Origin of the sequence: Dietzia papillomatosis NBRC 105045 (assembly GCF_001570845.1) — a bacterium.
Taxonomy (GTDB): Bacteria; Actinomycetota; Actinomycetes; order Mycobacteriales; family Mycobacteriaceae; genus Dietzia; species Dietzia cinnamea.
Genome location: NZ_BCSL01000008.1, coordinates 77,494 through 97,646 on the forward strand (window position 1 = coordinate 77,494; position 20,153 = coordinate 97,646).

Annotated in this window: 14 protein-coding genes; 8 read left to right on the plus strand and 6 right to left on the minus strand. The window is 71.1% G+C overall.

The genetic code is table 11. The features are described 5' to 3' along the window. The first annotated feature begins 87 nt into the window (after positions 1-87). From DPA01S_RS04385 to narI, 5 genes are read left to right on the plus strand one after another with little or no spacing between them, the layout of a single operon-like run. Complete coding sequence (locus tag DPA01S_RS04385) at positions 88-1,410, plus strand: MFS transporter (RefSeq protein WP_084374684.1); 1,323 nt, start codon at positions 88-90, stop codon at positions 1,408-1,410. After that, positions 1,407-5,177, plus strand: a complete 3,771-nt coding sequence (locus tag DPA01S_RS04390) for a nitrate reductase subunit alpha (RefSeq protein ID WP_061914239.1) — start codon at positions 1,407-1,409, stop codon at positions 5,175-5,177. The genes DPA01S_RS04385 and DPA01S_RS04390 overlap by 4 nt, the downstream gene beginning before the upstream one ends. Then, on the plus strand, positions 5,177-6,829 hold the full coding sequence (gene narH / locus DPA01S_RS04395) for a nitrate reductase subunit beta (protein ID WP_061914241.1): 1,653 nt from the start codon (positions 5,177-5,179) through the stop codon (positions 6,827-6,829). The genes DPA01S_RS04390 and narH overlap by 1 nt, the downstream gene beginning before the upstream one ends. Before the next feature lie 4 nt (positions 6,830-6,833). Next, positions 6,834-7,541, plus strand: coding sequence for a nitrate reductase molybdenum cofactor assembly chaperone (narJ, locus tag DPA01S_RS04400; RefSeq protein WP_007627481.1), 708 nt, complete (start codon positions 6,834-6,836; stop codon positions 7,539-7,541). Then, positions 7,538-8,311 carry a respiratory nitrate reductase subunit gamma gene (gene narI / locus DPA01S_RS04405; RefSeq protein WP_061227824.1) on the plus strand — a complete coding sequence of 258 codons (774 nt, stop codon included), beginning with the start codon at positions 7,538-7,540 and terminating at the stop codon, positions 8,309-8,311. Before narJ ends, narI begins: the two co-directional genes overlap by 4 nt. 323 nt (positions 8,312-8,634) lie before the next feature. Here the strand turns inward: narI and DPA01S_RS04410 are convergent, their stop codons facing one another. The 6 genes from DPA01S_RS04410 to DPA01S_RS04435 all read right to left on the minus strand — a co-directional run bounded on the left by DPA01S_RS04410 (position 8,635) and on the right by DPA01S_RS04435 (position 16,084). After that, a complete protein-coding gene (locus DPA01S_RS04410) occupies positions 8,635-9,552 on the minus strand; it encodes a VOC family protein (RefSeq protein WP_061914244.1) in 918 nt (305 codons plus the stop codon). Positions 9,553-9,695: 143 nt separating this feature from the next. After that, the gene (locus DPA01S_RS04415; protein WP_232303010.1) at positions 9,696-12,392 is read right to left on the minus strand and encodes a multicopper oxidase domain-containing protein; all 2,697 of its coding nucleotides are present in this window, start codon (positions 12,390-12,392) and stop codon (positions 9,696-9,698) included. A gap of 76 nt (positions 12,393-12,468) precedes the next feature. Continuing rightward, positions 12,469-13,269: a molybdate ABC transporter substrate-binding protein gene (locus DPA01S_RS04420; protein WP_061914248.1), complete on the minus strand. Its 801-nt coding sequence runs from the start codon at positions 13,267-13,269 to the stop codon at positions 12,469-12,471. A gap of 3 nt (positions 13,270-13,272) precedes the next feature. Continuing rightward, the gene (locus tag DPA01S_RS04425) at positions 13,273-13,554 is read right to left on the minus strand and encodes a MoaD/ThiS family protein (protein WP_232303011.1); all 282 of its coding nucleotides are present in this window, start codon (positions 13,552-13,554) and stop codon (positions 13,273-13,275) included. Positions 13,555-13,585: 31 nt separating this feature from the next. After that, a complete protein-coding gene (gene moaA, locus DPA01S_RS04430; RefSeq protein ID WP_061914252.1) occupies positions 13,586-14,656 on the minus strand; it encodes a GTP 3',8-cyclase MoaA in 1,071 nt (356 codons plus the stop codon). A 54-nt stretch (positions 14,657-14,710) separates the two neighbouring features. Beyond that, positions 14,711-16,084, minus strand: a complete 1,374-nt coding sequence (locus DPA01S_RS04435) for a uracil-xanthine permease family protein (protein ID WP_061914278.1) — start codon at positions 16,082-16,084, stop codon at positions 14,711-14,713. Between the two features lie 139 nt (positions 16,085-16,223). Between DPA01S_RS04435 and DPA01S_RS04440 the strand changes: the two genes are divergently transcribed. From DPA01S_RS04440 to poxB, 3 genes are all read left to right on the plus strand, one after another. Next, positions 16,224-17,477 (plus strand): molybdopterin molybdotransferase MoeA, encoded by a 1,254-nt coding sequence (locus DPA01S_RS04440; protein ID WP_084374686.1) that lies wholly within the window; start codon positions 16,224-16,226, stop codon positions 17,475-17,477. Between the two features lie 150 nt (positions 17,478-17,627). Beyond that, a complete protein-coding gene (locus DPA01S_RS04445; protein WP_061914255.1) occupies positions 17,628-18,200 on the plus strand; it encodes an MFS transporter in 573 nt (190 codons plus the stop codon). Positions 18,201-18,365: 165 nt separating this feature from the next. After that, complete coding sequence (gene poxB, locus DPA01S_RS04450) at positions 18,366-20,087, plus strand: ubiquinone-dependent pyruvate dehydrogenase (protein WP_061227817.1); 1,722 nt, start codon at positions 18,366-18,368, stop codon at positions 20,085-20,087. The last annotated feature ends 66 nt before the right edge of the window (positions 20,088-20,153 follow it).

Consider the following 20,153-nt stretch of genomic DNA (forward strand, 5'->3'; position numbering starts at 1 on the left):
CGATCTACGGTTACACACACTCGGGTTCGGGCCCGCCCACAACCGAGCGGACCCGCCGCAGCGAGAATCAACGCGAAAGGACCTCCGGTGCCCTCAGGCCCGAACTCCCCACAGACAGGGCCCGCGTCTCCGCAGCCGGCGGACCCACAGCCCGAGGCCGCCCGGCCCCAGTCCCCGGCCACGCCCGACCCGAAGCAGGCGAACATCGCTCTGGCCCTGTGTTTCTCGGGCTTCCTCCTCACGTTCTGGGCGTGGGCGCTCATGGGCCCGCTCGGGGCGACCTACAAGGACCAGCTCGGGCTGAGCTCGTTCCAGCAGTCGCTCGTGGTGGCGCTGCCCGTGGTGGTCGGGTCGCTCGGCCGCATCCCCGTCGGGGCGCTCACCGACCGCCTGGGCGGTCGTACGATGTTTCCGCTGATCGCGGCGTTGACGATCATCCCCACCCTCTTCGTCGGGTTCGTCGACGGCAGCTACATCGCGCTCCTCATCGGCGGGTTCTTCCTGGGGATCGGCGGCACCTCCTTCGCCGTCGGCGTTCCCACCGTCAACTCGTGGTTCCCGCCGCACCGGCGTGGCACGGCCATCGGCATCTTCGGCGCCGGCATGGGCGGTACGGCGATCGCGGCCTTCACCACCCTGCGGCTCCGCGACGCCTTCGGCGACCAGGCGCCGTTCATCCTGGTCGCGGTCCTGCTCGCCGTGTACGCGGTCGTCGCCCGGGCACTGCTGAAGAACTCGCCGGCGTGGGCCCCGGCCCAGGGCAACTGGGTGGTCAAGGCCGCCAGGACGCTCGCCCGCCCGGTCACCCTCAAACTCGCCTGGCTGTACGCGATGGGCTTCGGCGGGTTCGTGGCGTTCTCCGTCTACCTGCCCACCTACCTGCACAACTTCTACGAACTGGACATGGAGGACGCGGCCCTGCGCACCGCGGTGTTCGTCGTGATCGCGGTGGCCTGCCGGCCCCTCGGCGGCGCGCTGGCCGACAGGTTCCCCGGCGCGTGGGTGCTCATCGTCAGCTACATCGTCACCGGGCTGATGGCCGCCGCCGCGACCGAGCGCATGCCCCTCATCAACACGGAGGGCGGCACCCTCTACCCGCTCGGCACGGTCGTGTTCCTGTTCATGGGCGCGTCCCTCGGCGTCGCCTCGGGTGCCGTCTTCGCCCTGGTGGCCGAGCTCGTCGAGCCGTCGGCCGTCGGGTCGGTGACCGGCATCGTCGGCGCGGTCGGCGGTCTGGGCGGCTTCGTCCCACCCCTGCTCCTCGGCTACTTCTGGACCGCCCACGGCAACTACCGCATCGGTCTGCTCCTGCTGTTCGTGCTCTCCGCGGCCACCGCGGTGCTCACGTGGCTGTGGTTCCTCCGCTCCGGCCGTAGCGCCTCCCCCGCGACTGAAAGGACGTCGGCATGACCAGCGTCGACTCGCCCAGCTCGTCGTCGTCACCCTCGGACGGCGGGAACGCTCCCTCCGGTTCCGGGCGGCTCGACGGCCCCGTCACCGACGCCATCCTCCGCACCGGGCGGTTCTTCCGGCGCGGCGAGGCCTCGGAGGACCTCCGCACGGTCACCCACACCGGCGGCCGCGACGCCGACGTGTTCTACCGCGACCGCTGGAGCCACGACAAGGTGGTCCGCTCCACCCACGGTGTCAACTGCACGGGTTCCTGCTCGTGGAAGGTGTACGTCAAGGAGGGGATCATCACGTGGGAGGCCCAGCAGACGGACTACCCGGACATCGGTGACGATCTGCCGGCCTACGAGCCCCGCGGCTGCCCGCGCGGCGCGGCGTTCTCCTGGTACACCTACTCCCCCACCCGCGTGCGCTACCCGTACGTGCGCGGCGTGCTCATGCAGATGTGGCGCACCGCCCGGGCCGTGCACTCCGACCCGGTGGACGCGTGGGCGTCGATCGTCGAGGACCCCGTCCTGAGCGCCCACTACAAGGCCGCGCGCGGCAAGGGCGGGCTCGTCCGTTGCCGCTGGGAGGACGCCCTGGAGATGGCGGCCGCCGCGCACGTGTACACCGCCAAGACCGTGGGCCCCGACCGCGTCGCCGGGTTCTCCCCGATCCCCGCCATGTCCATGGCCTCGTTCGGCGCCGGCGCCCGCTTCATGCAGCTCTTCGGCGGCTCCATGCTGTCCTTCTACGACTGGTACGCCGACCTGCCCGTGGCCTCTCCGCAGGTGTTCGGCGACCAGACCGACGTCCCGGAGTCCGCGGACTGGTTCAACTCCACCTACCTGGTGATGTGGGGCTCCAACGTCCCCGTCACCCGCACGCCGGACGCCCATTTCATGGCCGAGGCCCGCTACAAGGGGCAGAAGGTCGTGGTGGTCTCCCCCGACTACGCGGACAACACCAAGTTCGCCGACGAGTGGATCCACCCGCACCCCGGGACGGACGGCGCGCTGGCGATGTCGATGGTCCACGTGGTGCTCACCGAGTTCTACGCCCGTCGAGACACCCCCGAGTTCACCTCGTACGCCAAGACGTACACCGACCTGCCGTTCCTCGTCACCCTGCGCACCCGCGCCGACGGCACCGTGGTGCCGGACAAGTTCCTCACCGCCGACGCCGTGCGCCTCGACGTGGATCCGGGCGAGAACGCCGCCAGCAAGACCGTGATGCTCGACGCGGTGACCGACCGCGTGGTGGTGCCGAACGGCACGCTCGGCGACCGGTTCGGCGAGCAGGGCAAGGGCCGCTGGAACCTCGACCTGGGCGAGATCGACCCGGTGCTGAGCCTGCACGGGAGCGGCGGGGACACCGCCGAGATCGTCCTGCCGCGCTTCGACACGCCGCGCGGCGAGGCCGACACCGTCACGCGCGGCGTGCCGGTCCGCACCGTAGTACTGGACGACGACGACGAGGTCATCGTCACGACCGTGTTCGACCTCATGATGGCGCAGTTCGGCGTGGCCCGGGACGGCCTGCCCGGTGACTGGCCGACCGGATACGACGACCCCGCCCCGTACACCCCGGCGTGGCAGGAGGAGCACACCGGCGTACCCGCCGCCCAGGCCGAGCGCTTCGGCCGCGAGTTCGCCCAGAACGCGCTGGACTCGGGCGGCCGCTCGATGATCCTCATGGGCGCCGGCACCAACCACTGGTTCCACTCCGACCTCATCTACCGGGCCTTCCTGTCCCTGACCATCCTCACCGGCTGCCAGGGCGTCAACGGCGGCGGCTGGGCACACTACGTGGGCCAGGAGAAGGTCCGCCCGCTCACCGGGTTCCAGCAGGTCGCGAACGCGCTGGACTGGTCGCGCCCGCCGCGCCAGATGATCTCCACGGCCTTCTTCTACCTGCACACCGGGCAGTGGAAGTACGACGCGTACGCGGCCGACGTGCTCACCTCCCCGACCGGCGACGGCCGATTCGACGGCATGAGCACCCCGGATCTGGTGGCCATGTCCGCGCGGCTGGGCTGGATGCCCTCGTACCCGACCTTCTCCCGCAACCCGCTCGACCTGGGCGACGAGGCCGCCGCGGCGGGCGTCCCCGCCGGCGAGTACGTGGTGGACCGCATCAAGGCCGGCGACATACGGTTCGCGGCCGAGGACCCCGACGGTCCCGGCAACGCGCCCAAGATCCTCACCGTGTGGCGGTCCAACCTCATCGGGTCCTCCGCCAAGGGCGACGAGTACTTCCTCAAGCACCTCCTGGGCACCGACAGCTCCCTGCGCGCCGACCAGGCGCCCGAGGGGCACCGCGGCCGCGACATGGTGTGGCGCGAGGAGGGCGACGCCACCCCGGACGGCAAGCTCGACCTGCTCATGACGCTGGACTTCCGGATGACGTCCACCACGCTGTTCTCCGACCTCGTGCTGCCGGCGGCGACGTGGTACGAGAAGCACGACCTGTCGTCCACCGACATGCACCCGTTCGTGCACTCGTTCAACGCCGCGATCAACCCGCCCTGGGAGACCCGCAGCGACTTCGACACGTTCAAGATGCTCGCCGAGAAGGTCTCCGAGCTCAGCCACGGCCACCTCGACGCGCGGACCGACGTGGTGGCGGTGCCGCTCGGCCACGACACCCCGGACGCGATCGCCAACCCGGGCGGCAGGGTAACCGACTGGAAGGACGGCTCGTGTGAGCCGGTGCCGGGGAAGAACTTCCCCAAGATCGCCACGGTAGAGCGCGACTACCGGCTGATCGGCGAGAAGTTCGGCTCCCTCGGCCCGCTCGCCGAGTCCGCCGGCATGCCGGTCAAGGGCCTCAACCTCACGCCCACCGAGGAGATCGCTGCCCTGCTGCGACACAACGGCGAGACGCGCACGGGCGTCGGCCGGGGCCGCCCGCGGCTCGACACCGACATCCGGATGTGCGAGGCCATCCTGTCCCTGTCCGGCACCACCAACGGTCGCCTGGCCACCCAGGGCTTCGAACAGCTCGAGGAGCGCACGGGCCGTGAGCTCGCCGACCTGTCCCGCGGCGAGGAGGGCAAACGCATCACGTTCTCCGACACCCAGTCTCGGCCGCAGCCGGTGATCACCTCGCCCGAGTGGTCGGGGTCCGAGCACGGGGGGCGCCGCTACAGCGCGTTCGTCATCAACACCGAGCGGCTCAAACCGTGGCACACGCTCACCGGCCGGATGCAGTTCTTCATGGACCACGACTGGATGGCCGAGATGGGCGAGCAGCTGCCCGTGTACCGGCCACCGCTCAACATGCACGAGCTGTACGGCGAGCCCAGGCTCGGCCACGACGGCGGAGCCGAGCTCACCGTGCGGTACCTGACCCCGCACAACAAGTGGTCGATCCACTCCGAGTACCAGGACAACCTGCTCATGCTCAGCCTCGGCCGTGGAGGACCGATGGTGTGGATGAGCGACGCCGACGCCGCGCTCATCGGCGTCAAGGACAACGACTGGATCGAGGCGGTCAACCGCAACGGCGTGATCGTGGCGCGCGCCGTGGTCTCGCACCGCATGCCGGCGGGCACCGTGTACATGCACCACGCCCAGGACCGCACGATCGACGTCCCGCTGTCCGAGACCGATGGCAAGCGCGGCGGTATCCACAACTCGGCGACCCGGATCATGGTCAAACCCAGTCACCTGATCGGCGGGTACGCCCACTTCAGCTACGCGTGGAACTACATCGGTCCCACGGGTAACCAGCGCGACGAGGTGACGGTCATCCGCCGTCGCTCCCAGGAGGTGCAGTACTGATGCGGGTCATGGCACAGATGGCGATGGTGATGAACCTCGACAAGTGCATCGGGTGCCACACCTGCTCGGTGACGTGCAAGCAGGCGTGGACCAACCGCGCCGGCACCGAGTACGTGTGGTGGAACAACGTCGAGACCCGGCCCGGCCTCGGGTACCCGCGCACCTACGAGGATCAGGAGCGCTGGAAGGGCGGCTGGGAGCTGGACCGGAGGGGGCGCCTGCGGCTCAAGGCCGGCGGGCGGGCCAAAAAGCTCATGCAGATCTTCTCCAGCCCCACCATGCCGTCGATCGACGACTACTACGAGCCGTGGACCTACGACTACGACACGCTGGTCTCCGCGCCGCTGCAGCAGCACACCCCGGTCGCGCGCCCGTACTCGCTCATCAGCGGCGAGCCCATGAAGATCTCCTGGTCGGCCAACTGGGACGACAACCTGGGCGGCTCCCCCGAGCACCTCGCCGACGACCCGATCGTCAAGAAGGTCGGCACCGAGGTCAAGGCCGAGTTCGAGCAGACGTTCATGTTCTACCTGCCGCGGATCTGCGAGCACTGCCTCAACCCGTCGTGCGCGGCCTCGTGCCCCTCCGGCGCGATCTACAAGCGCGTCGAGGACGGCGTGGTGCTGGTGGACCAGGACAAGTGCCGCGGCTGGCGCCAGTGCATCACCGGCTGCCCGTACAAGAAGGTGTACTTCAACCACCGCACGGGCAAGGCCGAGAAATGTACGTTCTGCTTCCCCCGCATCGAGGTGGGCATCCCCACGGTGTGCTCGGAGACGTGCGTCGGCCGGCTGCGCTACATCGGCCTGGTGCTCTACGACGCCGACAAGGTGGCCGAGGCCGCGTCCACCCCGGACGAGAAGGACCTGCTCGCCGCCCAACGCGCGTGTTTCCTCGATCCCGACGACCCCGAGGTGATCGCCGCCGCGCGCGCCGAGGGCATCCCCGAGGACTGGCTGGACGCCGCCCGCCGCTCCCCGATCCGCCGGCTCATCCACGACTACGAGGTGGCTCTTCCGCTGCATCCGGAGTACCGGACCATGCCCATGGTCTGGTACATCCCGCCGCTGTCCCCGGTGATCGACCGGATCTCCGCCGACGGTGGCGACGGCGAGGACCCCGACATCCTGTTCTCCGCGATCGACCGGCTCCGCATCCCGCTGGAGTACCTCGCCGAGCTGTTCAGCGCGGGCGACGTGGACGTGGTGCAGGGTGTGCTCAACCGGCTGGCCGCCATGCGCACCTACATGCGCGACATCAACCTCGGGCGCGAGCCGCGCGGCGAGCTCTGCGAGGCCGTCGACATGACGGAGGAGGAGATGTACGAGATGTACCGCCTCCTCGCCCTGGCGCACTACGAGGAGCGGTACGTCATCCCCACCGCGCACCAGGAACAGGCCCACGACCTCGAGGAGCTCGTCACCGAGTGCAGCCTCGACTTCGACGGCGGCCCCGGCATGGGCGGCTCCGGCCCGTTCGGCGAGGGCTCGGGCGACCACAACGTGCCGATCGCCGTGGAGAACTTCCACGCTCTGCGCGACCGGCAGACCGCCGACACCGCCGCCTCCCCGGAGGGCAAGGACCGGCGGATCAACCTGCTCAACTGGGACGGCAACGGGCGCGCGGGCGGCCTGTTCCCGGGAAAGAGGTAGACCGGTGGCCGCAGACTTCTTCACCGGCGACCTGTTCGCCCGCGTCCGCCAGGCCGTTCGACCGGGACGTACGCCCGTCGTGGGCCGCGGTGCGCCCACCGACCGCGCCCTCTACCAGGCGGCCTCGCTGCTGCTGGACTACCCGACCACCGAACTCGTGGAGCAGGTGCCCACCGTGCGGGCCCTGGTCGCCGAGCTCGGCGGCCCGGCCCGGTCCCTGCTCCCGCTGCTCGACAGGCTCGAGAGCGAACCGCTGACCGACCTCCAGACCGAGTACGTCGAGACCTTCGACATGCGCCGGCGCTGCTGCCTGTACCTGACGTACTACCAGCACGGCGACACCCGCAAGCGCGGTTCCGCCCTGCTCGCCTTCGTCACCGCTTACAAGCTCGCCGGCGCCGTGATGTCGGCCCACGAACTGCCCGACCATCTGGGCGTCGTCCTGGAGTTCGGCGCCCAGCACGACCTCGACCGCTGCCGCGGCCTGCTCGTGAACCACCGGCCGGGCCTCGAGCTGCTGCGCATCTCGCTCACCGATCGCCGGTCGGAATGGGCCGGGGTCGTCTCGGCCGTCACCGCCACCCTCCCGCCGATCGACGGCGAGGGCCACGAGGCGGTTCGCAAGCTCATCGCCCAGGGCCCGCCCGACGAGGACGTCGGCCTCGAGGCGTTCACCTCATCGTCCTACCTGGAGAGCGGGGCCCACCCATGACCGATGTGACCTGGATCGACGTGTTCCTGTGGGTCGTCCTGCCGTATGTGTGCCTGGCGATCTTCGTCGTGGGCCACTGGTGGCGGTACCGGTATGACAAGTTCGGCTGGACCACCCGGTCCTCGCAGCTGTACGAGTCCCGCCTGCTTCGCTGGGGCAGCCCGCTGTTCCACTTCGGCTTGCTGTTCGTGATCGGCGGGCACATCATCGGCCTGGTGATCCCCAAGTCGTGGACCGAGGCGGTGGGCATCTCGCAGGAGGCCTACCACTGGCTGGCGGTGGTGATCGGCGCGATCGCCGGCTTCTGCACGGTCGTCGGGCTGATCATCCTCATCTACCGCCGCCGCACCGTCGGGCCGGTGTTCTCGGCGACGACGCTCAACGACAAGGTGATGTACGTCTTCCTCGCGCTGACGATCTTCCTCGGCATGAGCAACACGATCATCGGCAACATCATCAGCCATTACGACTACCGTGAGGACCTGGCCGTGTGGTTCCGCGGCATCTTCTGGTTCCAGCCGGACCCCGCCCTCATGACCGACGCGCCGTTCAGCTTCAAGGCGCACGCGATCGTGGCGTTCCTGCTGTTCGCGATCTGGCCGTTCACCCGGCTCGTCCACGTGTTCTCCGCGCCCGTCGGGTACCTGTGGCGGCCGTACGTGGTCTACCGCTCGCGGCCGACCGACCAGTTCGGCAACCGCCACTACCGGCGCGGCTGGTCCCGCGAGGACGTGGCGGACGTCAGCCGGACCGTCGGCACGAAGCGGTAGCCGACGACGCAGCCCGCCGGGCACGCACCGCGGCACACGCGGCACGGATCGGCTCCGCACAGCCGCCCGCCGGCATGGCGTCTCGCGCGCACCGCGGGGCGGGCCAGACGCCATGCCGAGGGGCAGCTGCGGATTCGGCGGGCGGGCCCGGGAGCGAGACGCCATCGCCGGGAGCGGCTGCGAGGGTTCCACGACGCACGCGCACGAGCGAGACGCCAAGCCCGGGAGCGAGACGCCAGGCGCAGGGGCGGCTGCGGGTTCGGCGGGCATGCGCAGGGGCGGATGCCGAATCCACCGCGCGGGCGAACGCAGCGCCTACCGTGTCAGCTTTCCGCGACCGCGCCAGCCGCCCCGACCTGGATGAGCGTGCCCCACGGGTCGTCGACCCGCAGAACGGCGCCGTCGTGGCGGGCCCGGAACCCGTGGTCGGTCAGGCGCTGCTGGAGTGCGTCGACGTCGTCGGCGGTCGGCAGGTCGATGTTCACCTGCCCCAGCCCGAGGGCGGCCGCGCGCGGGCCCGCCCCGGCGGTGCCCCACGTGTTGACGGCGATGTGGTGGTGGTACCCACCGGCGGCGATGAACAGGGCCGAGCCGACATCGCTCATCACCTCGAATCCGAGGGCGTCCACGTAGAAGTCGCGGGCCACACCGATGTCGCCGACCTGCAGGTGGACGTGGCCGAGCGTCGCGCCCGGCGGGCTCGCGGACGTCTCGGGCAGGTGGCTGCGCAGGAACGCGTTGGGATCCAGCGGATTGGTGGCCACCTTGAGCAGACCGTGCGGCTCGGTGGCCCAGGTCTCCCGGGGCCGGTCCGCGTACAGCTCGACGCCGTTGCCCTCCGGGTCGTCGAAGTAGAACGCCTGGCTGTACAGGTGGTCCGAGCTACCGGTGAACGACCGGGGCGCGTTCCGGGCGACCGAGGCGACGGCGGCGGCCAGCGACGCCTCGTCGTCGAACAGCACGGCGGTGTGGAATAGACCCGCTTCGCCGGACTTCCGCGGCGGCAGGTCGGGCATCCGGCGCATCCGCACGAGCGGGAGGCCCGCGCGGCCGAGCACCGCGGTCTCGCCCGAATGCTCGAGCACCTCCAGGGTCACGCCCTCGGAGTAGAAGCCGATCATCGCGTCCAGGTCACGGACCAGCAGCTCCACGGCTCCCATGCGGGTGTCCGGCGCGAGGAGGTCGTCGGCGGGCCGCTCGACGAGGCTGCGGGGGTCGGGGTTCTGGACGTAGACGGGCATGGCGCTCTCCTGGATCGTCGGGCCGATCAGTCGGTCGATGCTATTTGATGTGTCATCTATACCAACCGGAGCGGGCCGTCGTCTATTCCGTGACGCATCAAGTGCCCCCGGTCAGGACCGGTCAGGGACTGGTCAGGGACCGATCAGTCACTCACGTCGAGAAAGCCCGTCGCGCCCTTCTCCGCGTCAGCGAACGAGTGGTCCACGAAGACGTAGCGGCCGGGCTCGGCGGGGGTCATCTCGACGAACCCTCCCTGCGACGGCGCCAGGTCCAGCGCCTGCGCCCCGCCGCCGCTCCCGCCGAACGCGTCGCGACCGTCGCGCAACCGATACGCCCCCTCCTTGTACACGGTGTCGAACTGCCCACCCACGACGTGGAAACTCGTGCCATCGCTCGGACCCGCCGCGACCACCCAGATCCGGACGGTTTCGCCCACCCGCGCGGTGAGCGGGTCCCGCCGGTACTGCGTGGCGTGGCCGTTGAACATCACCAGGTCGGGCCGGCGGGCGGCGATCTTGTCCATGTCGAACGGCTCGTCGTCGCCGCCCAGATACGCCTCCGACTGCACCAGGACGTACTCGCGGTCGACCTCCGGCAACTCCGGCGGGTCCACGATGAGCGCCCCGAACATCCCCGCCGCCACGTGCCCGCTCATCGGCGCGGTGGCGCAGTGGTACAGCCACGCCCCCGCCCGCTTCACGGTGAACCGGTACTCCAGCTCCCCGCCGGGCGGGATCGTGCGCATGACCTCGTCGGGGCGCACGTCCCCGGCGTGGAAGTCGATCGAGTGGCCGATCGTCCCCTCGTTGCGGAAGGTCACGACGAACGTGTCCCCGACCCGGCCGCGCAGCGTCGGCGCGGGCAGCCCACCGTTGTAGGTCCACACCGGCCGCACCACCCCGGGCGCCAACTCGTCAGTGGTCTCCTCGACGGTGAGGGTGATCCGATGCTCGCGGCCCGGCGGCGCGGGGGCCAGCACCGGGTCGCGGGTCTCGAAGTCGTCCGACGGCGGCGAGAGGACGTCGATCGCTTCGGTCGGGGATGCCGTGCCATCGCCCGCGCCGGAGTGCCCGTCGTGCCCGGCCGCACGCGGATCAGTGGCCCCGCCGCTGGTCCCGCCACCAGCCGGATCACCCCCCTCGACCTGCACATCGAAGGTCATGCCCATCGCCTTGTGCCCGGCGATCGTGCACCATCCCTCGACCGGGCGGCCCACCACGCCGACGTCCACCCGCGCCGTCTCACCCGGCTCCACCCTGCCGGTCCCGACCCCGTTGGCCAGGTGCAGGTCGTGAACCGTCGTCTCGTCGTCGTTCCTCAACTCGATCACCAACCGGTCACCGACGGGGACGGTCACGGTGCTCGGCTCGAACCTCATCCCCACCGCGACCACCTCGACGGTCGTGGTGTTCCCGCTCGGGGTGACCGCGGCCGATCCGTCGGTGCGGCGCAGCGGGGAGGACGGGTCGACGGCGAGGACGGTCCCCGTCGCGAGGGCCGCCACCAGCAGCGCCGCCAGCGCACCGATGAGGTTCCGGCGCCGGCCGGGGGCGATCTCCGCGCGGGCCGTGTCCGCCGTGACCCGGGCGGGCTTCTCCCCGGCCTCCCGCGCCGCTGCGGCCGCGCGGATCACCCGCAACTGCGCGCGGACGGCCCGGATCATCACCGGCAGGAACAGGACGAAGCCACCGAACGCCAGCAGCGAGCCGACGACCCGCGTCCAGCTCGTGCCGCCGGGCGCGAGGAAGACGATCAGCCCGGCGTTGACCAGGACCAGACGGAACGCCGCGAGGCGGTTCATCTCGACCATCCCCGCGCGCACGGCCGCCGGCCCCCCGCGCATCACGGTGGGCATGAGGAAACTCATGGCGCCGAACAGGATCTGGGCGGCGGCGCCGGCGAGCAGCGGGGCGGTCACGTCGCCCAGGTCGGCCATCCGGCCGGTGGCGACGAGCCACGTGGCCCACCCCAGCGCGATCGGCAGCCACACCAACCCGCAGGCGATGCTCATCGAGGCGAACTCCCGCGGCGGCGCACTCCGTGCGGCGCGGACGAGGTACACCAGGTGCCACAGCACGGCCAGCAGGTACACACCCAATGCCACGGCGATCACCGGCTCCACCCCGGCGAGCGAGGCCCCCGCTGCCGCGACGACGGCCGCCGCCATGACGGCCAGGGAACGGGTCGCCGCGGTGTCCTGGCCCCGCGCCATCGGGGTGCGCAGGACCGTGGCCCAGAAGGTGACCAGCGTGGTGAGGACCGTGATGCCGACGAATCCCAGGACGTTGACGGCGAGGTGGAACGCCCGCAGGCGCACGCCCCACTCCTCGCCGACGCCGACCCCCATGGCCGCGCCCGCGACGGCCCCGGCCGGCAGGAACGCCGCCGCGACCGCGTAATACCGCACGATCGGCCGGAACCGGGTCGGGGCGGCCGCGCGGATCTGCCGGACGAGATCCACCACGTACCAGGCGACCGCTCCGCCGACGACCGTCGCGCCGGCGACGATCGCGATCGGCCACGCCCCGATCATCCCCGCGACCAACGCCACGATCCCCGCGTTGAGGACCATGATCCTGCGCACCTGGACCGCCCTCGACTCCTCCGCGGGCCGCTGGTGCAGCAGCGTCTCGGTGAAGTGCTGGCCCCAGACGAGGATCGAGTTGGTGAGCAGGCCCAGCGTGAAGACGTGGATGATCGTCCACGTGGACGCGGGCACCCACCGGTGCACCACGCCCAGCACCACCAGCGCGATCATCCACACCTGCACCGGCCGGGTCGCCCGCCGGTGCCACGATCCCGTCCGCCGGGACGGGGAGCGGGGCGCCGAAGTGCTCATATCGCCGAGTCTAGGCCCGGCCAAATACCTTCCCGACGTGCGGATTTTCCGCGGCCGACGGGGGGATTCCCCGCGATCACTGCGGCAGCGGGGCCAGCCCGGTGTTCTCGAGGGCGCGTCGGCCCCGGTCGGAGACGACCAGTTCCAAAAAATCGTCCGTCGCCGCGCGCTCCCCCTCCGAGTCGGCCCCCTCCTCGCCGCGCACGACCCTGGCCACGGAGTACCGCGTGGTCCCCGCCGTCTGGGCGAGTTCGCGGTCCCGCTGGTCGACCTCGACCTGCGCGACCCAGCCGTGCGAGGCGGCGACGTCGGTCCGGTAGACGATGCCCACGTCGTTGTCGGCCAGGCGCGCGGCGAGGGCGCGCGAGCCCGAGTCGCGTTCGACGCCCGGCGGCTCGACGCCCGCGGCGGACAGCAGCGTCTCCGCGGCCTTCCCGCACGGCACGTCCATCGCGCACAGCCCGACCCGCAGGTCCGGGCGTTCGAGGTCGCGCAGCCCCGTGATCCGGCGCGGGTTCCCGGACGGCACGGCCACCACGACGTGGTTGCGGGCGAAGACGCGGGGGTCGACCGCCACGCCGGCGTCCACCACCTGCTGCATGGCCTCCTCGCTCGCGGAGGCGAAGATGTTGATGTCGTCACGCCCCGGCAGCCCGGCGGCGATCGTGTCCGACCGGCCCAGCTCGAGGCTGACGGTGACCCCGGGATGCTCGTCCTCGAAGATGTCGATCATCTCCGTGAACGCCGCGGTCAACGACGGGGCGGCCGCGACCCCGATGGTCGTGGTCTCGTCCTCGGGTTCCTGCGTCGCGCAGGCACCGACCACCGTGCACGCCAGGGCGATCGTCAGCACGCCGACCCCCCGGCTCCGGTTCATCGCTCAGCCGCCGGCGAACGGGGGCAGTACATCGACGGCGGAGACGCCGTCGATCGGGGTCTTCGGATCCCGGGTGGTCTCGTCGCCCACTAGGAAGGAGGACACCGTGACGATGCTGGCGAGCGGCTCACCGTGCCGCTCGCACACCTCCCGCGCCAGCTCCCCGACGGTGGTGGCGTGGGTGTGCAGTCGTTCGCGGGCGGTACCGGCGGCGTCCTCCGCCGCGGCGTAGTAGCCCACGGTGATCACCCGCGGCGCCCGTCCCACATCCGGTGTGCTGCTCACATCATCAACTCTATCGCTCGACACTGACACGTCAACCACCAATAGCTCCCATCGACCGCCGCGGCCTGTGGAAGGCAGTACCGCCGATCCCGTGCCCGGCCTGCTTGCCCCACATCGCGCCCCGCCAGATCTCCGCGACCTCGGAGTCCGGGGCGCCCGAGCGCAGCACGCCGAGCACGTCGGTCTCGTCGTCACTGAACAGGCACGACCGCACCGTTCCCTCGGCGGTGAGCCGGGTACGGTCGCAGGCCGCGCAGAAGTTGCGGGTCACGGTCGCGATCACCCCGACCGTAGCGGGCGCGCCCCCGACCGTGTGGCCGGCGACCCGCCACAGCTCGGCCGGCGCGGACGGGTCCTCGCGCCCCGCGGGGACCAGCTCGAACCGGGTCCGCAGGGAGTCCAGCACGTCGGCGGCGGTGACCATCTCCGCGCGTGACCAGGTGGCCTCGGCGTCGAGGGGCATCTCCTCGATGAACCGCAGCTGCACGCCCTCGGCGAGCGCCCACTCCAGCAGGTCGGGCGCGCCGTGCAGGGTCGCGCGCAGCGGCACCGCGTTGACCTTGACCGGATCCAGCCCTGCCTCGACGGCGGCCCGCACGCCGCGCAGGACCGAGGGCAGCCGGTCGCGGCGGGTCAGCTCGGCGAACTCGGCGCGGTCGACCGTGTCCAGCGAGATGTTGATGCGGTCCAGCCCGGCCTCGACGAGCCGACCGACGCGGTGCTCGAGGCCGACCCCGTTGGAGGTCATGGCGATGGGCAGGTCCGGGCAGGCCTCACGGGTGCCGGCGATGATGCGCTCGAGGTCGGACCGCATGAGCGGCTCGCCCCCGGTGAAGCGGACCTCGTGCACCCCCAGCTCGCGGTGCGCCAGCGCCACCAACCGGATCACCTCGTCGGCCGTCATCCGCGCGGCGTCGGGGATCGGCGGCAGCCCCTCCTCGGGCATGCAGTACGTGCAGCGCAGCGAGCACTTCTCGGTCAACGAGACCCGCAGGTCCCGGGCGACGCGGCCGAAGGAGTCGACGAGCAGCGGCGTCGCGGGGCGTGTGTGCGGGCCCGCGCCCGGTGCGCGGCGGGTGTCCGGGACGGTCACGGCGGCCACCTCCCCTCTAAGGTGTAGGTGGCCCCGAGTGTAGGGGCCCGCGCCGTGCCCCGCTCACTCGTCCTCCGGCCGCCGTTCCAGCGCGGTGACGTCCGGGGTGGGCCCCAGCAGCGTGAGTTCGTGGATCTCGTCGCGCTCGGCCTGGCCGCGCAGCTGCGGCGCGATCGCCCGTCCCAGGTGGTAACCCAGGACCACCACCAGGGTACCCAGGGCGATGCCGCCGAGCTGGAAGTCGTCGGTGATCTGCAGGGTCGTGTCGCCGATCGCGATCACCACACCCGCCGCGACCGGCACGAGGTTCAACGGATTGCCGAAGTCGACCCGGTTCTCCTTCCAGATCTTGGCGCCGAGCAGGCCGATCATCCCGTAGAGCACCACCGTGATGCCGCCCAGCACACCGCCCGGGGTCGCGGAGATCACCGCACCCAGCTTGGGGGAACACCCCAGCACGATCGCGGTCAGCGCGGCCACCACGTACGCGGCCGTCGAGTACACCTTGGTCGCGGCCATCACACCGATGTTCTCGGCGTACGTCGTCGTCGCCGACCCGCCGAACGACGTGGCCAGCACGGTCCCCGCACCGTCCGCGGCGAGGGCGCGGCCCATCAGGCCGTCGGTCTCGGTCCGCGTGATCTCCCCGATCGCCTTGACGTGCCCGGCGTTCTCGGCGATGAGCGCGATTACGCCCGGCACCACCAGCAGCACGAACGCCAGCGAGAAGCTCGGCGCGTGGATGCCGACCACGCCGGCGGCCTCGTCGGTCATCGGCGGCAGCCCGATCCACGGCGCGTCCCACACGCCCGACCAGTCGACGCGCAGGTGCTCGGCCACCTCACCGGAGCCGGCGTCGAGGGAGGTGATCGGGCCGGTGGCCAGGTCCAGCACCCAGGACAGGCCGTAGCCGAAGATGAGGGCGAGGAAGATCGCGATCCGCCCCGCGAAGCCCTTGAGCCCGACGGTCATGAGGATCAGCACGACCATCACCGCCAGCGCGACCCACTGGTCCTGGGGCCAGTACGTCTCGGCGACGACCGGAGCGAGGTTGAAGCCGAGCAGCATGACGACCGCGCCGGTGACCACGGGCGGCAGCACCGCCGTGACCACGCGGCCGCCGACGAGATGGACGACGACGCCCACGACCAGCAGCGTCGCGCCCGCCACGAGCATCGCGCCGGTGACCTCGGCGCTCGTGCCGCCCTGCGCGCGGATCGCCGCGACCGCGCCGACGAATGCCACGGACGTGCCGAGGTAGCTGGGCACCTGTCCCTTGACCACGGCGAGGAACAGCAGGGTGCACACGCCGGAGAAGAGGATCGCCAGCTGCGGGTTGAGGCCCATGATGATGGGGAACACGAACGTCGCGCCGAACATCGACACCACGTGCTGCGCGCCGATCCCGATGGTGCGCGGCCAGCTCAGCCGCTCCATGGGGGCGACCACCTCACCGGGTCGGATGTTCCTGCCGTCGCCGTGTACCGACCAGAGACCCACGTCTTCCCCACTCTCGCTGCGTCCGGCCGCACCCGCGCGCGCCGTAGGCACAGTACAACGCGGTTACCGTGGGGACATGAGTTCCCTGCCCGACCGGCCCGACCGTCCGTCCCCCGCCGAGTACCGCGAGCTGCTGCGCGCGCACCTGGCGCCGGTGTTGGAGCGGGCGGCGCGGAGCACGCACCTTCCGCTGGCGGCGTGCGCGGACTCGGTCCTGGCGGTGCCGTTGCGGGCGTCGGTGGACCTGCCGCTGTTCGTGAACTCGCAGATGGACGGGTACGCGGTGCGGTCGGCGGACGTGGCGGCGGCGGGGCCCGACTCGCCGGCGCGGCTGCGGGTGGTCGGGGCGGTGCACGCCGGTGACGGTCGGGGTCCCGGGGTCGACGACGACGAGGCCTGCAAGGTGATGACCGGCGCGCCCGTGCCCGAGGGCGCGGATTGTGTGGTGCCGGTCGAGGACACGGTGGTGAGCGACGCCGACCCCGCCGCGGTGCTGGTGGTGGCGCCGCGGTCGCCAGGGGAGTTCATCCGCCGCCCGGGCGACGACGTCCGCGCCGGCGACGTGGTGGTCGACGCCGGGGTGCGTCTGGCGGCGCGGCACCTGGCGGCGGCGGCTTCGCTCGGGGAGTCGGGGCTCGATGTGCGGCCGCGGCCGCGGGTCGGGGTGGTGGCCACGGGCTCGGAACTGGTCGCGCCGGGGCGGCCGCTCGGGCCTGGGCAGATCTGGGAGTCCAACTCGATCACGCTGGCCGCCGCCCTCAAGGCCTGCGGGTGCGAGGTCACCACCACGACGATCTCGGGCGACGACCGCGGCGAGTTCGCCTCGGCACTGGACACGGCTGTCGGTGGTGCGGACCTCGTGGTGACCGCGGGTGCCGTCTCGATGGGCGACGCCGAGGTGGTGCGCCAGGTGCTCGCCGACCGCGAGGGCGCGCGCTTCGCGCCGATCGCCATGCAGCCCGGCGGCCCTCAGGGCCTGTCGACCTGGCGCGGCACCCCGGTCGTGTGTCTGCCGGGCAACCCGGTCAGCGCGCTGGTGTCGTTCGTGGTGCTGCTGCGACCGGTCATCCTCGAGGCGGTGGGGCGGTCGCCTGTCCAACCGGTGCGGGCCCGGCTCTCGCGCGACGTCACCTCCCCCGCAGGGAAGGTCCAGTTCCTGCGGGCGGCGCTCGGCCCTGACTCCGGTGCTGGCATCCCCGTCGTCGAGCCGGTCTCCGGTTCCGGCTCACACCTGGTCGCCTCGATGGCCCGCGCTGACGTGCTGGTGGAGATCCCTGCGGACGTGACCTCACTGGCGGCCGGGACCGAGATCGACGCTGTGGCGCTGTAGCCGCCGATGTCTGCGGGCAGGCGACAGATCTGAGACCAGAAGGCACGTGACCGAGCACGCCTTTTTGCATCTACCCGATCGTCGGCATGGCGCTGACCACGGCCACGATCGGGGTGATGACCCAGATGACAGGCTCCACCCCGATCTGGCATGGGCATGCTGCTGTTCTTCGGCGCCGGCCTGGGCCTGGTCATGCAGGTGATCGTGCTGGCGGTTCAGAACGCGGTCGACCCGCGCCAGGTGGGCGTGGCCACGAGCTCGAACAACTACTTCCGCGAGATCGGTGCGGCGATCGGCACCGCCGGGTTCGGTTCGCTGTTCACGGGTCGGCTGATCGACAACCTCACAGACACGGTGGCCGCCAACCCGGAGCAGGCGATCGCCTCGGGGTTGAACCCGGGCGCCGTCACGCCGGCCTTCGTGGCGAACCTCCCCGAGCCGCTGCACCAGGGGATCGTGGACTCCTATGCGGATGCGTTGGCTCCCGCGCTCTGGTTCGTGGTGCCGGTCCTCGCCGTCGCCCTTCTCTTCGCGTTCTTCCTCCCCCAGGTCACCCTCAGCACCGAGGCCGGCATGATCGCGCGCGGCGAGGCCGTGTGGGATGACGGCAGGGGCGAGGTCGTCGAGATTGACGGAGAAGACGTTCCCCGGGTCGACGACGACAACGCCACCACCGCGACCGCGCCCACCCCGGGAGACCCGCCCGCCCCGGCGCACGGCTGACCCCACCCGGACACCCCCGCCTCACCCGTCACCGCCAGCGACATTCCGGCTCCTGACCCGGAGCGCGATCGGTACCCGGTCGCACTGAAGGGTCGTAGGGTCGGGGGTGGCCGAAGGGTCGGCCCGGCCCTTCGGCGACGAGTTCACCACCAGTCGGAGGCATACATGCCCACACGTACCACGGTCGCTCGACACATCATCGACACGCTCCACGCCTCGGGGGTCCAGCGGGTCTACGGACTTCCCGGCGACTCGCTGAACGGCGTCACGGACGCGATCCGGCAGACCGATGGCGTGGACTGGGTGATCACCCGGCACGAGGAGGCGGCCGCGTTCGCCGCCTCCGCAGAGGCCGCGCTGACGGGGAACCTCACGGTGTGCGCCGGTTCCTGTGGGCCCGGCAACCTGCACCTGATCAACGGCCTGTTCGACGCCCAGCGTTCCGGGGTCCCGGTCCTCGCGCTGGCCGCGCACATCCCGTCAGAGGAGATCGGGACGGGATATTTTCAGGAGACCCATCCACAGGAGCTGTTCCGCGAGTGCAGCGTCTATGCGGAGCACGTCTCGTCAGCCGAGCAGGCGCCGCGGCTGCTGAGGATCGCTATGCGTGCAGCCATCGAGAAGCGCGGGGTGGCCGTACTCGTCCTGCCCGGCGACGTGGCGCTCGAGGAGATCACCGCCGAGGCGGCCGCCATCCGCCCCACAGTCAGTGCGGTGGTCCCGGCAGAGGAGGATCTCGCTCGCGCCGTCCGTGCCCTCGACGGCTGCGAGGACGTCACGATCCTCGCAGGCGCCGGCTGCGCGGGCGCCCATGACGAACTGCTGCAGATCGCGGAGATGCTCAAGGCGCCGATCGTCCACGCGATGCGTGGCAAGGAATGGGTGGAGCACGACAATCCCTACGACGTGGGAATGACCGGTCTGCTCGGGTTCTCCTCGGGCTACCGCGCCATGATGGCCGCCGAGACCCTGCTGGTTCTGGGCTCCGACCTGCCGTATCAGCAGTTCTACCCGGACGCCACGGTGATCCAGGTCGACATCCGGGGCGATCGGATCGGTCGACGCACGCCTGTCGAGGTACCGCTGGTCGGCGGTGTCGGGGAGACGATACGGGCGCTGCTCCCCAGGCTGCGCACGCACACGGGCCGCAAACATCTCGACGGTGCCACGAAGCACTACGCCAAGACGCGGCGCACGCTGGACGATCTCGCCACGCCGTCCAAGCGGACCATCCACCCGCAGTATCTGACGCGGTTGATCGACGAGGCGGCAGACGACGACGCGGTGTTCCTGCCGGACGTCGGCAGCCCTGTGATCTGGGCGGCCCGCTATCTGACGATGAACGGGCGCCGACGGATCGTCGGGTCGTTCACCCACGGGTCCATGGCCAACGCCCTGCCGCAGGCGATCGGCGCCCAGGCCGCCTCACCCGGCCGACAGGTGATCGCGCTCGCGGGCGACGGTGGGCTCTCCATGCTGATGGGCGAGCTGCTCACGCTCGTCGAGCACGACCTGCCGGTCAAGGTGGTGGTGTTCAACAACGCCTCGTACAACTTCGTGGAGGTGGAGATGAAGGCCGACGGCTTCGTGAACTTCGGCACCGACCTGTCCAACCCCGACTTCTCGAAGGTCGCGGAGGCCTGCGGGCTCGCGGGCTTCCGGGCGGACAAGTCCAAGGATCTGGCCGGGACCGTCAAGCGGTTCCTCGCCCACGACGGGCCCGCCCTGCTCGAGGTGGAGGTGGAACGCCAGGAGCTCACGATCCCGCCGTCCATCAGCGCCGCCCAGGCCAAGGGATTCACGCTCTACTCGCTGCGCACCGTACTGTCCGGCCGCGGTGACGAGCTGGTGGACCTGGCCAAGGCGAACCTGCGGCAGTTGTTCTGAGCCCCTGCCCAGGGCCCCTCGCCGCCGCGTGGTCTCGCCGATTCACACATCCCCGGGGCGGGTCCA

What these genes read in the sequence shown, in the direction of transcription:
- DPA01S_RS04410 (WP_061914244.1), bottom strand. Translation starts at nt 9,552, where the DNA reads ATGCCCGTCTACGTCCAGAACCCCGACCCCCGCAGCCTCGTCGAGCGG.
- narI (WP_061227824.1), top strand. Translation starts at nt 7,538, where the DNA reads ATGACCGATGTGACCTGGATCGACGTGTTCCTGTGGGTCGTCCTGCCG.
- DPA01S_RS04435 (WP_061914278.1), bottom strand. Translation starts at nt 16,084, where the DNA reads ATGGAGCGGCTGAGCTGGCCGCGCACCATCGGGATCGGCGCGCAGCAC.
- poxB (WP_061227817.1), top strand. Translation starts at nt 18,366, where the DNA reads ATGCCCACACGTACCACGGTCGCTCGACACATCATCGACACGCTCCAC.
- narH (WP_061914241.1), top strand. Translation starts at nt 5,177, where the DNA reads ATGCGGGTCATGGCACAGATGGCGATGGTGATGAACCTCGACAAGTGC.
- DPA01S_RS04420 (WP_061914248.1), bottom strand. Translation starts at nt 13,269, where the DNA reads ATGAACCGGAGCCGGGGGGTCGGCGTGCTGACGATCGCCCTGGCGTGC.
- DPA01S_RS04440 (WP_084374686.1), top strand. Translation starts at nt 16,224, where the DNA reads ATGAGTTCCCTGCCCGACCGGCCCGACCGTCCGTCCCCCGCCGAGTAC.
- DPA01S_RS04415 (WP_232303010.1), bottom strand. Translation starts at nt 12,392, where the DNA reads ATGAGCACTTCGGCGCCCCGCTCCCCGTCCCGGCGGACGGGATCGTGG.
- DPA01S_RS04445 (WP_061914255.1), top strand. Translation starts at nt 17,628, where the DNA reads ATGGGCATGCTGCTGTTCTTCGGCGCCGGCCTGGGCCTGGTCATGCAG.
- DPA01S_RS04390 (WP_061914239.1), top strand. Translation starts at nt 1,407, where the DNA reads ATGACCAGCGTCGACTCGCCCAGCTCGTCGTCGTCACCCTCGGACGGC.